Source organism: Thioalkalivibrio sp. ALJ2, from assembly GCF_000378325.1.
Taxonomy (GTDB): Bacteria; Pseudomonadota; Gammaproteobacteria; order Ectothiorhodospirales; family Ectothiorhodospiraceae; genus Thioalkalivibrio.
Genome location: NZ_KB899555.1, coordinates 106,842 through 121,646 on the forward strand (window position 1 = coordinate 106,842; position 14,805 = coordinate 121,646).

The 14,805-nt window shown below is 66.9% G+C and carries 13 protein-coding genes; 9 read left to right on the forward strand and 4 right to left on the reverse strand.

Annotated elements, in window-relative coordinates:
* Positions 1-4: 4 nt before the first annotated feature.
* Both F468_RS0105710 and F468_RS0105715 read left to right on the forward strand, forming a co-directional pair.
* Positions 5-1,699, forward strand: a complete 1,695-nt coding sequence (locus F468_RS0105710; RefSeq protein ID WP_018994107.1) for an NAD+ synthase — start codon at positions 5-7, stop codon at positions 1,697-1,699.
* A 125-nt stretch (positions 1,700-1,824) separates the two neighbouring features.
* Entirely contained in the window at positions 1,825-2,163 is a 339-nt protein-coding gene (locus F468_RS0105715; protein ID WP_012983402.1) for a P-II family nitrogen regulator, read from the forward strand.
* Between the two features lie 177 nt (positions 2,164-2,340).
* Here the strand turns inward: F468_RS0105715 and F468_RS0105720 are convergent, their stop codons facing one another.
* Entirely contained in the window at positions 2,341-3,180 is an 840-nt protein-coding gene (locus tag F468_RS0105720) for an outer membrane protein assembly factor BamD (RefSeq protein ID WP_018138613.1), read from the reverse strand.
* Between the two features lie 98 nt (positions 3,181-3,278).
* On the opposite strand from F468_RS0105720, the gene rluD reads away from it, so the two are divergent.
* From rluD to F468_RS0105755, 7 genes are all read left to right on the forward strand, one after another.
* Entirely contained in the window at positions 3,279-4,238 is a 960-nt protein-coding gene (rluD, locus tag F468_RS0105725; protein WP_018138614.1) for a 23S rRNA pseudouridine(1911/1915/1917) synthase RluD, read from the forward strand.
* Positions 4,228-5,013 (forward strand): peptidoglycan editing factor PgeF, encoded by a 786-nt coding sequence (gene pgeF / locus F468_RS0105730; RefSeq protein WP_018994748.1) that lies wholly within the window; start codon positions 4,228-4,230, stop codon positions 5,011-5,013. Before rluD ends, pgeF begins: the two co-directional genes overlap by 11 nt.
* A 108-nt stretch (positions 5,014-5,121) precedes the next feature.
* The gene (gene clpB / locus F468_RS0105735) at positions 5,122-7,704 is read left to right on the forward strand and encodes an ATP-dependent chaperone ClpB (RefSeq protein WP_018994749.1); all 2,583 of its coding nucleotides are present in this window, start codon (positions 5,122-5,124) and stop codon (positions 7,702-7,704) included.
* A 198-nt stretch (positions 7,705-7,902) separates the two neighbouring features.
* Positions 7,903-9,171, forward strand: coding sequence for a triacylglycerol lipase (locus tag F468_RS0105740; RefSeq protein ID WP_018649264.1), 1,269 nt, complete (start codon positions 7,903-7,905; stop codon positions 9,169-9,171).
* 103 nt (positions 9,172-9,274) lie between these two features.
* Complete coding sequence (locus tag F468_RS0105745; RefSeq protein ID WP_018994750.1) at positions 9,275-10,438, forward strand: putative zinc-binding metallopeptidase; 1,164 nt, start codon at positions 9,275-9,277, stop codon at positions 10,436-10,438.
* A gap of 27 nt (positions 10,439-10,465) precedes the next feature.
* Complete coding sequence (locus tag F468_RS0105750) at positions 10,466-12,142, forward strand: BCCT family transporter (RefSeq protein WP_018649265.1); 1,677 nt, start codon at positions 10,466-10,468, stop codon at positions 12,140-12,142.
* 112 nt (positions 12,143-12,254) lie between these two features.
* On the forward strand, positions 12,255-12,542 hold the full coding sequence (locus F468_RS0105755; RefSeq protein ID WP_017925760.1) for a hypothetical protein: 288 nt from the start codon (positions 12,255-12,257) through the stop codon (positions 12,540-12,542).
* 47 nt (positions 12,543-12,589) lie between these two features.
* On the opposite strand, the gene F468_RS0105760 is transcribed toward F468_RS0105755, so the two are convergent.
* The 3 genes from F468_RS0105760 to secB all read right to left on the reverse strand — a co-directional run bounded on the left by F468_RS0105760 (position 12,590) and on the right by secB (position 14,803).
* Positions 12,590-13,168: a hypothetical protein gene (locus tag F468_RS0105760; protein WP_018994751.1), complete on the reverse strand. Its 579-nt coding sequence runs from the start codon at positions 13,166-13,168 to the stop codon at positions 12,590-12,592.
* 83 nt (positions 13,169-13,251) lie between these two features.
* Positions 13,252-14,250 (reverse strand): NAD(P)H-dependent glycerol-3-phosphate dehydrogenase, encoded by a 999-nt coding sequence (locus tag F468_RS0105765; protein WP_018138621.1) that lies wholly within the window; start codon positions 14,248-14,250, stop codon positions 13,252-13,254.
* Between the two features lie 16 nt (positions 14,251-14,266).
* Positions 14,267-14,803 (reverse strand): protein-export chaperone SecB, encoded by a 537-nt coding sequence (gene secB / locus F468_RS0105770; protein ID WP_018994752.1) that lies wholly within the window; start codon positions 14,801-14,803, stop codon positions 14,267-14,269.
* Between the last annotated feature and the right edge of the window lie 2 nt (positions 14,804-14,805).

The following is a 14,805-nucleotide window of genomic DNA, read 5'->3' on the forward strand; positions in this document are numbered from 1 at the left end:
CGCGATGGCGTCCACCGATGACCTGCCGCTGGCCCTGGCCCAGATCAACCCGATCGTGGGCGGGCTGGATACGAACCGCCACCTGATCGAGGACGCGATCGAACAGGCCCGCGCCGCCGGTGCGCGCGCGGTGGTCTTCCCCGAACTCGCCCTGACCGGCTACCCCCCGGAGGACCTGCTGCTGCGCCCGGCCTTCCTGCGCGCGGTGGAGCAGTCCCTGGCCGCGATTACACGCTCGGTAGCGGGCATCGACGTGATCCTCGGCGCGCCGGTTACCACCGAGAAGGGTCTGGTGAACGCCGCGCTGTGGCTGCGCGACGGTCGCGAGATCGCGCGCTATGCCAAGCAGGTCCTGCCCAACTATTCGGTATTCGACGAACAGCGCTATTTCGTCGCGGGCGATCAGGCCTGCGTGGTTGAGCTGGCGGGCTGGCGGATCGGCCTGACCGTCTGCGAGGACATCTGGCAGGCGGCGCCAGCCGCTGCCGCACAGGCGGCCGGCGCCGAACTGATCCTGAACCTGAATGCCTCGCCCTATCATCGCGGCAAGGCCGAGGAGCGCCTGCAGGTGGTGGGCGCGCGGGTCGCCGAGACCGGCTGCCCGGTGGTCTACGTGAACCAGGTGGGCGGTCAGGACGAGCTGGTGTTCGACGGCCGCTCCTTCGTGCACGACGCCGCGCATGGCGCGCGCGCGGTGCTGCCGGCCTGGGCGACCGGGTATGCCCTGGTGCAGGGCCGGCGCGGACCGTCCGGGATCGAACTGCAGCCCCGTCCCGAGACCATGCACCTGTCCGCCTGCGGCATCCGCCCGACGCTGACCGACCCCGGCCCGGAGCCGGACGAGGCGGATGCCCGCGACCTCTACCAGGCCCTGATGATCGGCATCCGCGACTATGTCGCCAAGAATGGGTTTCCCGGCGTGCTGCTGGGCCTGTCCGGCGGCATCGACTCGGGGCTGACGGCCGCACTGGCGGTGGACGCCCTGGGTCCGGCCGCCGTGACGGCGGTGATGATGCCGTATCGCTACACCGCGTCGATGAGTATCGAGGATGCCGAGGCACAGGCCCGGCTGCTGGGTATCGAGTACCACGAGATCGCGATTGAGCCGATGGTGCAGGACTTCCTCGAGGGCCTGTCACCGGCGTTCGACGCGATGCCCGCCCATGCGGGGGATGTGACCGAGGAGAACCTGCAGTCGCGCGCCCGCGGGGTGCTGCTGATGGCACTGTCGAACCGCAGCGGCAAGCTGCTGCTGGCGACCGGCAACAAGTCGGAGATGGCCGTCGGCTATTCCACGCTGTATGGCGACATGAACGGCGGCTTTGCCCCGCTCAAGGATGTCTCCAAGCAGTGGGTGTACCGCCTGGCGCGCTGGCGCAATACGCGTGGCGCGGCGATCCCCGAGCGGGTGATCGAGCGTCCGCCCAGCGCCGAACTGGCGCCCGACCAGAAGGATGCCGATTCGCTGCCCCCCTACGAGGTGCTGGATGCGGTGCTGGAGGCCTTCGTCGAACAGGAGCGCTCGGTGGAGGAGATCGTGGCCGATGGCTTTGATCGGGCCACCGTGGAGCGCATCGCGCGGCTGGTTTTCCTGGCCGAGTACAAGCGCCGCCAGGCCCCGCCCGGGGTGCGCGTCAGCCGACGGGCCTTCGGCCGTGACCGGCGCTACCCGATCACCTCCGGCTACCGCCCGGGCTGAGGGCCCTCACGCGCCTGTGGCCCACGCAACGGCTGAGCCGGGGCGCGGGCGCCGCGGTGGCGGTTTGGTACACTTTCGGATGCAAGACGAGCGCCCGCGCGGCGGGCACAACCAAAGGGATTCGCATGAAGAAGATCGAGGCGATCATCAAGCCGTTCAAGCTGGAGGATGTCCGCGAGGCCCTGACCGAGATGGGCATTGCCGGCATGACCGCGACCGAGGTCCAGGGCTTTGGCCGGCAGAAGGGCCATACCGAGCTCTACCGGGGTGCGGAATACGTGGTCGACTTCCTGCCCAAGGTAAAGCTGGAGCTGGTGGTGGATGACGACCGCGTGGACGCCTGTATCGATGCGATCGTGAAGGCCTCGCGCACTGGCAAGATCGGGGACGGCAAGATCTTTGTCTCCGACATGGCCCGCGTGGTGCGTATCCGTACCGGCGAAGAGGGTAGCGAGGCGCTGTAACCCTCGGCCTCGGGCTTTGTCCCGTCATTGCGAGGAGCGCAGCGACGAGACAATCGGCCGGCTCCGGTAATCCCCGGATTCAGGCCTGCGGGTTCAGGAAACCGATTGCCGCGTCGCCTTCGGCTCCTCGCAATGACGGTTTGATTGTGAAGCCGGGGGAGTGCGGATGCTCCCCGGTCAGTTCGTGAAGAACGGCAAGCGGTCGAACACGCGCCACAGGCCGCCGCGCTGCTCGCGGGTCTCGATCGGTTCGCCCGCGCGCACGGCTACGGCGGCGTCGGGATAGTTCAGTTCCAGGACCATCATCGTCGCGTCGGCGTAGTCCTCGAGCCCCAGTTCGGTATAGGCACGCCACAGCACGCCCAGGGCCTGTGGCTGGACCTCGGCACCGGGGTAGGTGGCCAGCAGGTGACGCGCGCGCTCGGCGCCCGCGACCCAGGCGGTGCGCTCCATATAGAACTCGGCCACGCGCAGTTCGTAGGCCGCCAGCGCATTGCGGATATAGACCATCCGCAGGTAGGAATCCTGCGCGTAGCGGCTGTCGGGGAACTCGCGGATCAGGCGGTCGAAATCCTGGAAGGCCTGCTCGAAGGGCTCCGGGTCCATCTCCGCCGGATCCCGCGGGAACAGGTTGGCGAGGAAGCCCTGCTGGCGGTTGAAGTTGATCAGCCCGCGCAGGTAGTACGCATAATCCAGGTTCGGGTGGCGCGGATTGAGCTGGATGAAGCGGTCCACCGCGGCGATGGCGGCCTCCGGCTCGCGCGCCTTGTAGTAGGCGTACGGGATCTCGATCTGCGCCTGCTGGGCATAGCGGCCGAACGGGTAGCGCGCCTCGAGGATTTCGTAGTATTCGACGGCCTGATCGTAGTTCCCCTCGTTCAGGGCGTTCTTCGCCTCGCCGTAGAGCTGACTGGCGGACCAGCCCAGCGTCGGGTCCTCGCGTCCGGCGCAGCCGGCAATCACAAGTGCCAGGAGCAGGACGGCGAGCAGGCGCAGCAGGTTTGGAGCAGAAATCACGATGGGGCCTCGCAGATGAAGCGGTGTCCGCGGATTCTACAACATCATGCCGTGCCTGGCCGTTCGCGGGTGCGGGAAAATCGAGACGAGTATCGCCAATGAACGAACCGCGATCTGCGGAACTCCCCGAGGAAGAGGCCGGCCAGCGGCTGGATGCCGCGCTGGCTAGGCTGTTCCCGGAGTATTCGCGCAGCCAGCTGACCCAGTGGCTGAAGGAAGGGGCCTTGACCGTGAACGGTGGCCAGCCGAAACCGCGCACGCCGGTGCAGGGCGGCGAGCATGTCGTGCTGGAGCCCCCGGAGGCCCCGGTCCTGGAGGCCGAGCCAGAGCCCATTGCGCTGGATATCGTCCATGAGGACCCCGCCGTACTGGTAATCAACAAGCCGGCCGGGCTGGTTGTGCACCCGGCGGCGGGGCATCGTGCCGGCACCCTGGTCAATGCCCTGCTGCACCATGACCCGAACCTCTCGCAGCTGCCGCGCGCCGGGGTGGTGCACCGGCTGGACAAGGACACCACCGGGCTGATGGTGGTTGCGCGTACGCCGCAGGCGCAGACCGCGCTGGTGCGCCAGTTGCAGGAGCGTACGGTCCACCGCGAGTACCGGGCACTGGTGCAGGGTCGCGTGATCAGCGGTGCCACCATCGAAGAGCCAATCGGCCGTCATCCGGTGGATCGCAAGCGCCAGGCGGTCACGGGCGGTGGCAAGCCGGCGGTGACCCACTATCGGGTAGCGGAGCGTTTCCCGGCTCATACCCTGCTGAATGTGCGACTTGAGACCGGGCGTACCCACCAGATCCGCGTGCACATGGCGCATATCCGGCACCCGATCGTGGGCGATCCCGCCTATGGAGGGCGCCCGCGCCCGGTGCGTGGCATGGGCGAGGCGGCGAAGGGGGCGCTCGCGGCCTTTCGCCGTCAGGCCCTGCATGCGGCGCGACTGGAATTCGAGCATCCTGACAGTGGCGAAGTGCTCGCCTTCGAGGCACCCGTGCCCGAGGATTTCGAGGCGCTGCTCGTCGCCCTGCGTACCGACCGGGAGGCCGAGAATGACCGCTGAACTGATCCCCACGCTCGCACCGGACTTCGGCGACCTCCCGTCGGGCGTCTGGGCGGTACAGAGCACGCGGGAGGGGGGCGTGAGCACGGGCCCCTGGTACTCGCTGAATCTCGCCCTGCATACCGGCGATGACCCCGAACATGTCGCCGAGAACCGCTACCGCCTGGAACACAGCCTGGGGATCGCGGAGCCCGTCGCCTGGCCGCGGCAGGTCCACGGCACGCGCGTCATCCGGGCCGAGGACCTGCTGGAGGCGTGGGAGCAGGGCGAGGTGATCGAGGCCGATGCGGTATTCACCGACGCGCCCGGTGTGGTCTGTGCGGTGCAGACGGCGGACTGCCTGCCCGTCGTGCTGGCGACCGACGATGGCGAGGCGGTGGCCGTGGCCCATGCCGGCTGGCGCGGGCTGGCCGACGGGGTGCTCGAGGCGGCCGTCGAGGCCCTGCGCATTACTCGCCCCGAGGCGGAGATCCGCGCCTGGATGGGGGCGGCGATCGGCCCGGGGGCCTTCGAGGTCGGGCCGGAGGTGCGTGATACCTTCCTCGATCACGATGTCGAGGCCGCGCCCGCCTTCCGTGCCGGCCCGAACGGGCATTTCCACGCGGACATCTACGCGCTGGCCCGGCACCGGCTGGAGCGGGTCGAAGTCGTACATGTGACGGGCGGCGGGCGCTGCACCTATTCGGAGGCCGGGCGGTTCTATTCCTATCGCCGGGACGGCGAGACCGGGCGCATGGGCACGCTGGCCTGGATTGGACATCTGGACGAGGAATGACGGCGCGCCACGTGTTCTAAATTCGGTGGCTATCCTTGAAGCGACGGGCATTGCCCCCATGGTTCGTGTCAGTTCACCAAGATTTGACCGAGGGGTTTCCCAATGCGAATGGATCGCCTGACCACCAAATTCCAGTCCGCGATCGCCGATGCGCAGTCACTTGCCGTTGGCCGCGACCACCAGTTCATCGAACCGTCCCACCTGCTGCTGGCCTTGCTGGACCAGGATGGCGGTACCGTGCGCCATGTACTCGACCGCGCGGGCGTCAACGTGCGCCAGCTGCGCTCGGCGCTGGGCGAGGCGCTGGACCGCATGCCCCGCGTCGAGGGCGCGGCCGGCGAGGTCCATGTCTCCAATGACCTGGGCCGGTTGCTGAATGTCTGTGACAAGCTGGCCCAGCAGAACAAGGACCAGTACATCTCCAGCGAGCTGTTCCTGCTCGCCGCCGTCGACGAGAAGGGCGGCGTGGGCGAGATGCTGCGCGATGCCGGCGCCAACAAGGACGCACTGGACAAGGCCATTCATGACATTCGCGGTGGCAGCCAGGTGGACAACCCGGATGCCGAGGAGAGCCGTCAGGCGCTGGAGAAATACACCACCGATCTGACCGAGCGTGCCGAGCAGGGCAAGCTGGATCCGGTCATCGGGCGTGACGAGGAAATCCGCCGCTCGATCCAGGTGCTGCAGCGCCGCACCAAGAACAACCCGGTGCTGATCGGCGAGCCGGGGGTTGGCAAGACCGCGATCGTCGAGGGCCTGGCGCAGCGCATTATCAACGGCGAGGTGCCCGAGGGGCTCAAGGACAAGCGCGTACTGGCGCTGGACCTGGGTGCGCTGCTGGCCGGGGCCAAGTACCGAGGTGACTTCGAGGAACGGCTGAAGTCCGTGCTCAAGGAGCTGTCGCAGGAAGAGGGTCGCGTGATCCTGTTCATCGACGAGATCCATACGCTTGTAGGCGCCGGCAAGGCCGAGGGCGCGATGGACGCAGGCAACATGCTCAAGCCGGCGCTGGCGCGTGGTGAGCTGCACTGCATCGGCGCGACCACGCTGGATGAATACCGCCAGAACATCGAAAAGGACGCCGCGCTGGAGCGCCGCTTCCAGAAGGTGCTGGTCGACGAACCCAGCCAGGAAGACACCATCGCCATCCTGCGCGGACTGAAAGAGCGCTACGAGGTCCACCACGGAATCGAGATCACCGACCCGGCGATCGTCGCCGCCGCGCAGCTCTCGCAGCGCTACATCACCGACCGCCAGCTGCCGGACAAGGCGATCGACCTGATCGACGAGGCGGCCAGCCGCATCAAGATGGAGATCGACTCCAAGCCGGAGTCCATGGATCGCCTGGAGCGCCGTCTGATCCAGTTGAAGATCGAGCGCGAGGCGCTGAAGAAGGAATCCGACGACGCCTCGAAGAAGCGCCTCGACACCCTGGAGGGCGAGATCGAGCGCCTGGAGCGCGAGTACTCCGATCTGGAAGAGGTGTGGAAATCCGAGAAGGCCTCGGTCTCCGGTGCCGCGCAACTGAAGGAAGAGCTCGAGCGTGCCCGCATGGAGCTGGAGACGGCCCGCCGCGCCGGGGATCTCTCGCGCATGTCGGAGCTGCAGTACGGGCGGATCCCGGACCTGGAGAAGTCCCTGGCCATGGCCCACGAGATGGAAAGTCAGGAGACCAAACTGCTGCGCACCAAGGTGACCGACGAAGAGGTCGCCGAGGTCGTATCACGCTGGACCGGCATCCCGGTCTCCAAGATGCTGGAGGGGGAAAAGGACAAGCTGCTGCGCATGGAGGAGGCGATCGGCGCCCGCGTGGTCGGTCAGTCCGAGGCGGTCAATGCCGTGGCCAATGCCATCCGTCGCTCGCGGGCGGGCCTGTCCGACCCGAATCGCCCGAACGGCTCGTTCCTGTTCCTCGGCCCGACCGGCGTGGGCAAGACCGAGCTGACCAAGGCGCTGGCCAGCTTCCTGTTCGACACGGAAGAAGCGATGGTGCGCATCGACATGTCCGAGTTCATGGAGAAGCACTCCGTGGCGCGGCTGATCGGGGCGCCCCCGGGCTATGTCGGCTACGAGGAGGGCGGCTACCTGACCGAGGCCGTGCGCCGCAAGCCGTACTCCGTGATCCTGCTCGACGAGGTCGAGAAGGCGCACCCGGATGTCTTCAACGTGCTGCTGCAGGTGCTGGATGACGGCCGCCTGACGGACGGGCACGGGCGCACCGTGGACTTTCGCAACACGGTGATCGTGATGACCTCCAACCTGGGGTCGCAGCAGATCCAGGAGATGGCCGGCGAGGAGAACTACGCGGCGATGAAGGGCGCGGTGATGGAGATCGTCGGGCAGCACTTCCGCCCCGAGTTCATTAACCGTGTGGACGACGTGGTGGTGTTCCATCCGCTGGAGCGCGAGCAGATCCGCGCGATCGCCGACATCCAGTTGCAGTACCTGCGCAAGCGTCTGGAAGAGCGCGACCTGGGGCTGACCATCACCGACGCCGCGCTGGACCACCTGGGGGCCGCGGGCTTCGATCCGGTCTACGGGGCGCGTCCGCTCAAGCGGGCGATCCAGACCCAGCTGGAAAACCCGCTGGCGCAGTCGCTGCTGGCAGGCGAGTTCGGCCCTGGCGACACCATCGAGGTGGACATGGCCGGCGAGCATCTGGCCTTCACCCGCGCCGCAGCGGCCGCCTGATTCGGCCCGCTTTCTTCCGCAACCGACAAGGCCCGCCCCGCGCGGGCCTTTTTTGTTTGGGGCGCGCAGGGGCGGGTACCACAGCGGCGGTTAACAGCAGGCGATTTGGCGTGTGCGCCGCTATCCTGAGAGGGACAGGTGGGCGGCGAGATGCACGAGCCGCTTGTTGGACTAATCCGGGCGGGCAGGAAGGCGGACATGGACGGAGCAAGGATTGCCGCACTGGTGCTGGTGGCGTGGTGGCTGACGGGCTGCGGGCTGTGGGATGCGCGCGGACAGATGCAGATGATGGGCCAGGCCTGCACGATTGCCGGAACCGTGATGGCGGATGACGAGGTCCCGGGACCTTATGTGGTCGCGGTATTCCGCGCGCCGATGGAGGAGGGTGCCGTGCCGGAACCGGTGGACCACATGGTGAGCGCTGGAGGTGGCGAGTGGTTCTTTGGCCTGGCGCCGGGGCGTTACCAGGTCCTGGCCTTTGCCGACCCCGAGCGTGACGGGCGCCACGAGGCGGGTGCCCCGGTGTACCTGGCAAACGAGGGTGGCGTGCTGGAATGCCCTGCGGGTACGCGTTTTGGCGATATGGAGATCCGGATCGGGGGCGAAGGGGTCGCGGCACATGCGATCGCGTTGTCGCCCGCGCGCGAGCGGGGTCCGGAGGGCGGCCCCTTCAGCGTCGGTGGGGTCACGGCGTTCGGGGAAGTGACTACGCTGGATGACCCGCGTTTCGACGACGATGTCGCGCGCGGGAGCCAGTGGCGGCCGCTGGATTTCATGCTGGCCGGCTATGCCGGGGTCTATTTTCTCGAACCCTACGATCCCGACCGCATCCCGGTTTTGTTTGTACACGGTATGAACGGCTCGCCGCGAGGGTTCGCCGAACTCATCCACCAGCTCGATCGCGAGCGTTACCAACCCTGGTTGTACTACTACCCGTCCGGGTTGCCCCTGCAGTCCATCGCGGCCCACCTGGCGCAGACCCTGGAAGAGCTGGAGCTGCGCTATGACGTGGAGTCCCTGCCGGTCGTGGCGCACAGCATGGGGGGGCTGGTGGCGAAGGGCTTTCTGCATGAGCGCGAGCGGCGGGCGGCGCCGGCCCGGATCCCACGCATGATTGCGTTGTCCACGCCCTGGCACGGGCATGCCGCCGCGCAGTCGGGGGTTGATCGTTCGCCGGTGGTGATCCCGGTCTGGCGTGACATGGCACCCGGCAGCGAGTATCAGCGCCGACTGTTCGAATCGGAACTGTCGGGGGAGACGGAGCTGCACCTGCTATTCAGCTTTCGCCGTCCGGATAGCGGAGGACGCGCAGGGACGGATGGCGTGCTCACGCTGTCGACCATGCTGTACCCCCCGATACAGGGAATGGCGAGCAGCATCTACGGCGTGAACACCACGCATGCGGGGATTTTGACAGACCCGCTGGCGCTGAAGCGGGTACAAATGCTGCTCGAACCAGACCCCTGAGTGGGCCTTGAGGGCCAGAACGTGCGCGACGCATGCAGCGGTTTTGGCGTAGGCTGAAAGCCGTGCCGCGAATCGCCGCGGCACGGCTTTTCGGGAGGTCGTAATGCAGCTGTTCGAGTGTGAAGGCTGCGGTAGTGTCATTTATTTCGACAATACCTACTGCAATGGTTGTGGACGGCGGCTGGGCTTTCTACCCGACCGCCTGGAGCTGTCGGCGCTGGAGATGGCCGGGGATGCGCTTTACTCCTCCGGGGAGCCGATCCCGGGCGGGCTGTGGCGTGTCGCGGGCGAACCCGATGGGCCGCTTTATCGCCAGTGCCGCCACTACGCGGTGGACGCGGTCTGTAACTGGATGGTGCGCCACGATGACCCGGAGGGCTATTGCCGCGCGTGCCGGCTGAACCGCACCATCCCGGATCTGAGCGTGCCGGGCAATGCGCGCCTGTGGGAACGGATGGAGACGGAAAAGCGGCGCCTGGTCTACAGCCTGTTGCGCCTGGGGTTACCCGTTGTGTCCAAGCAGACGGACTCCGCCGGCGTGGCGTTCGATTTTCTGGCCGACCCGAACCCTGATTTCCACGAGGGCGGCGGCGTGGTAACCGGGCATGCGAACGGCGTGATTACACTCAACATCGCGGAGGCGGACCCGTCCGTGCGCGAGAGCATGCGCGAGGCCATGGCCGAGCCCTACCGCACCATCCTCGGACACTTTCGTCATGAATCGGCGCATTACTACTGGGACCGTCTGATCCGGGGGACGCGCTGGCACGAGTACTTCCGTGGCCGCTTCGGCGATGAACGCATCGACTACGACGAGGCGTTGCGCCGCCATTACGAGGATGGGCCGCCCAGCGACTGGCAGAACCATTTCGTGTCCGCCTATGCAAGCTCCCATCCCTGGGAGGACTGGGCCGAGACCTGGGCGCATTACCTGCATATCGTCGACGCCCTCGATACGGCGGCGGCCTATGGCATGGATGTCGCGCCCAGTGTTGGAGAGGCGGCGAGGCTTGGGCCGCAGGGCGGGCAATCGCATTTCGATGCCTACGCCACCGACGATCCGGATGCCCTGGTCGCGCACTGGCTGCCGCTGGCCGCAGCCCTGAACAGCCTGAACCGCAGTATGGGGCATGCCCATGTCTATCCATTCGTCTTGACACCGGAGGCGATCTCGAAGCTGGGCTTCGTGCATCGGGTCATCCAGGATTTTCGTACCGGTAACCGTTCCGCAGGCGAGCGGGAACTGCTGCACACGCATCGCGTCTGAGGGCCGGACACTTCAGGGAGGAAGCGGATGTACAACGTCGCGACCCGAGGACCGTTCAAGGGACTGAACCCGCGCGTAGCCCCGATCGCGCTGCTGCTGGTGGTGCTGATCGCGCTGTTTGCGATCTACCGCACGGATGAACTCGAGCGGGTGGTCTCGGACGCCCGCACCTTTCTGACGCCTTTCCTCGAGTGGTACTACGTGGTCGCGATGGCCGTGTTCCTGGCCATCGTGATCTGGCTGGGCGTCGGCCGCTACAAGGATGTTCGTCTTGGACGGGATGACGAGGTGCCGGAGTTCACCACCGTGTCGTGGCTGGCCATGCTGTTTGCCGCCGGCATGGGCGTGGGCCTCCTGTTCTGGGCGGTGGCCGAGCCGCTCAGTCACTACGGGGGCAACCCGTTCCTGCTGGACAATGGCGAGACGGCCGAGGCCGCCGACATGTCCATGGTGCTGACCTATTTCCACTGGGGTCTGAATGCCTGGGCGGTGTTCGCGCTGCTGGCGCTGATCCTGGCCTACTTCGGCTTCCGCCGGGGGCAGCCGCTGGCGCTGCGCTCCGCGCTGCATCCGCTGATCGGAAAATACAGCCACGGCTGGCCCGGCGACATCGTCGACCTGCTGGCGATCCTGGCCACGGTGTTCGGGATCGCGACTACCCTGGGGCTGGGTATTCAGCAGCTGGATACCGGGTTGGTGCATACCCTGGGGATTTCCGGTGGCGAGAACGGGCAGCTGTTCCTGGCAGCCCTGCTCACTGTTATTGCGATCGTTTCGGTCATTACCGGCGTCCAGGTCGGCGTACAGCGGATTTCCCAGGCCAATATGTGGCTGAGCGTGGCGCTGATGGGCCTGCTGCTGATCTGGGGGCCGACCCAGTATCTGCTGGCACTGTTCGTGCAGTCCTCCGGCAGTTACCTGCAGAACCTGCTGGGGCTCTCGCTGTACACCCACGCCCACCAGACGGATCCCTGGCATTCCGACTGGACGGTGTTCTACTGGGGCTGGTGGCTGGCCTGGGCGCCGTTTGTCGGGCTGTTCATCGCGCGCATCTCGCGCGGGCGCACGCTGCGCGAATTTGTCCTGGGCGTGCTGCTGGTGCCTACGGTCATCACCTTTTTCTGGCTGGCGATGCTGGGCGGTACCGCGCTGCATGCCGAGGTCGAGGGGATCGCGGATATTGCCGACAAGGTCTCCGAAGACCTGACCATGGCCACCTTCGCGACCATGGATACGCTGGAGCCCTGGCTGGTGGCCAAGGTCGGGGGCGGGCTGATCACGATCCTGATTGCGACCTACCTGCTGACCTCCGCCAACGCCGGGATCGTCGTGATCAATACCCTGCTGGCCCACGGTTCCACAGAGCACCGCAAGCGGCATCTGACCATCTGGGGTGCGTTGATCGGCCTGATCACTGCGGTGTTGCTGCTGGCGGGCGGGCTGGAGGTCCTGCAAAGCGCAGTGATCCTGGCGGCCCTGCCATTTTCGCTGGTGATCCTGATGATGATCGTGGGGCTGATCCGGGGGCTGGAGCAGGAGCGCTGGGCACCGCGCCCGGGCGAGCGGTCGATCCTGCCCAGCGAGCCCTGGCAGGTGCCGGCGGATCGCGTTAGCGAGGATTATGACACTGAGGATGATGCCCCAGAATCCGGTCCGGACGACGATAATCCGGAAGATCAGGGGCCACCGCCGCGGCCGTGGTGAGGGTCGGGCGATTCGCCGGTCGTGATGGAAAGTCCCGCCGGCTTTGCGTTCACTTTTGGACGCGGCGACCTTGCCTTAGCCTGTTCACACATTCGATAACCGAGAGAGCACCATGAGCGACGATACCCTGCAGCTGTCCGGCGACCTGATCCAGAAGATCCAGGACGTTCTGGTCGAGACCGATCCCAAGGCCCAGCAGCCCATCGTGGCCGTGCAGTATCTGAGCGCGATCACTGGTTTTCTGGTGGCGCAGATGCCGGAGTCGGTGAACGAGCGCAAGGAGTATCTGAAGCAGCTCTCGCAGTTCACCGAGTCGGTGTTCGTGGATATGGAGAGCCGCAAGCAGGCCGCCCCGCCGCCGCAGGAGGCCAGTGGCGTCTGGCGCCCGGGCGATAACTAAAGTCCGTTTGCCCGCCTGATTGCGGGCATGAAGCCGGAGGCTGGGGCTCAGTCGTCCCCGGCCTCGCCCTTCTTGCGTGAGCGCATCTGGCGCAGCATGGCTTCCTGCTCGTTGAAGCTTGGCATGCGGCGCTTGCCGCCCACGTCGCGATCGCGCTCATTCGCCCCGGCGGGGCCCGGGTGCCCGGCGCGCTCGCCTTCCTTGATCGACTGGTATTCAGTCAGTTCGCGCTGGGCGTCCTCGTCGCTGGTGTAGCGGCCGCGATAATCCTGCGGCGGCTTGTGGCCCTTGCGCAGGAACACCTGCTTGCGCAGTTCCTTGTTGTAGTCGGTCACGCGGCGGTCGATCCAGATCAGATCAAACGCCGCCCAGGCCACCATGGCACCCGTCGGGATCAGCCACCACCAGCCAGCCACTAGCCAGGCCACGATCAGAATTGCCGCACTCAGGCCAATGTAGCCCGCGCCCCCCAAAGGTTCGCGCAGATAGAAACGGTGCAGTCCCAGCGGAAACAGGACCCAGGCGGCGTAGGCGGGCGGGCGCGCGCGCATCTCGGCCGCGAGTTTCGCGTTGATCGCCTGCAGGCCGCCGCCCTCGAGATCCAGTTCCTTCCACGCCTTGCGCATGGGTGCCTCCCAGCTGTGGACAATCGTCCGTGCACGGTAACGAACTGTGCCGGCATGCGCGATTGTTCGGGTTCGGCTCGGGGTTACCCGGTCGGGTTCTCGTGGGTCGGATCGCGTTCCAGCAGGCGGCGGGCGGCCTCGCGTACCGGTCGCCCCTGGTAAAGCACGGCGTGGACCTCCGCGGAGATGGGCATGTCCACCGACAGGGCCTCGGCGCGCGTGCTGATCTGGCGCGCGGTCTCGACCCCCTCGACCGACTGGCCGATACGGGCGCGGGCCGTCTCCAGGTCATAGCCCTGACCCAGCAGGCGCCCCAGGCGACGGTTGCGCGACTGGTCATCGGTGCAGGTGAGGATCAGATCGCCGAGACCGGAAAGCCCGGTCAGCGTGCCCGGCTGGGCCCCGACCGCCTCGCCCAGGCGCTGCATCTCGGCCAGACCGCGCGTCATCAGCGCGGCGCGGGCATTGCCGCCGTAGCCCGCGCCGTCGGCGATCCCGGTCGCGACCGCGAGGACGTTCTTCAGGGCTCCGCCCAGCTCCACACCAATCACGTCGTGATTGCGATAGATGCGCAGGGCGTTGCCATGCAGTGCGCCAGTCAGGCGGTCCAGGCTGTGTTCGCTCTGCGAGGCCGCCGTCAGTGCGGTGGGCTGGCCGCGGGCCACCTCTGCGGCGAAGGAGGGTCCGGAGATCAGCGCGGGCGGGAAGCCGGAGCCCAGTTCTTCCTCGGCGATCTCGTGCAGCCAGGCCCCGCTGGATGTCTCCAGTCCCTTGGTGGCCCAGGCGACCGTCTGCCCTTCACGCAGGCGCGGCTGCATCCAGCGCAGGGTCTCGCGAAAGGCCCCGGACGGGACTGCGATCAGCACCAGGTCGACATCGTCGATCACACCGGGGGCGGCGCTGATGGAAAGGGTTTCGGGGAAGGGGATGCCGGGCAGATAGCGGGCGTTCTCGCGCGCGCGGCTCAGCCGCTCGGCGGCCTCGTCCTTGCGGACCCAGAGCACGACGTCCTGGTGCAGACGCGCGGCGTGGATCGCCAGCGCGGTGCCCCAGGAACCGCCACCCAGGAGTGCGATGCGCACGGGTGCGAGCCCCGGATCAGGCCTGGGAGGTCGACTCCGGCGCGGCCGCCTGCGAGTCGCCGGATGCCTTTTTCTGGTCTTCCAGGTGTTGCTGGTACAGCGCCTCGAAGTTGACCGGCTGCAGCAGCAGCTGCGGGAAGCCGCCCTTGAGTACCAGGTCCGCGACCGTTTCGCGGGCGAACGGGAACAGCAGGTTCGGGCAGTAGGAGCCCAGCAGCTGGTTGAGCTGGTCGCGGGGGAAGCCGCGGACGATGAAGACCCCGGCCTGGTTGATCTCGACCAGGTAGGCGGTCTTGCCGTTGGACTCGGTGGTCACGGTCAGTTTCAGCTCGACCTCGAACACGCCTTCTTCTTCGCGAATCGCGCGGGCGTTGGTGTTCAGCTGAATGTTGGTGTCGCCCTTCCACTCGTTCAGAAAGATCTCGGGGGCGTCCGGCGACTCGAACGAGATGTCCTTGATGAACACCTTCTGGATGGAGAAGCCGGGGTTGTCCTGGGAGTTGCCCTGCGCGCCCGCGCCGTTACCGCTGGTGTTGGAGGTTTCTTCAGCCATGA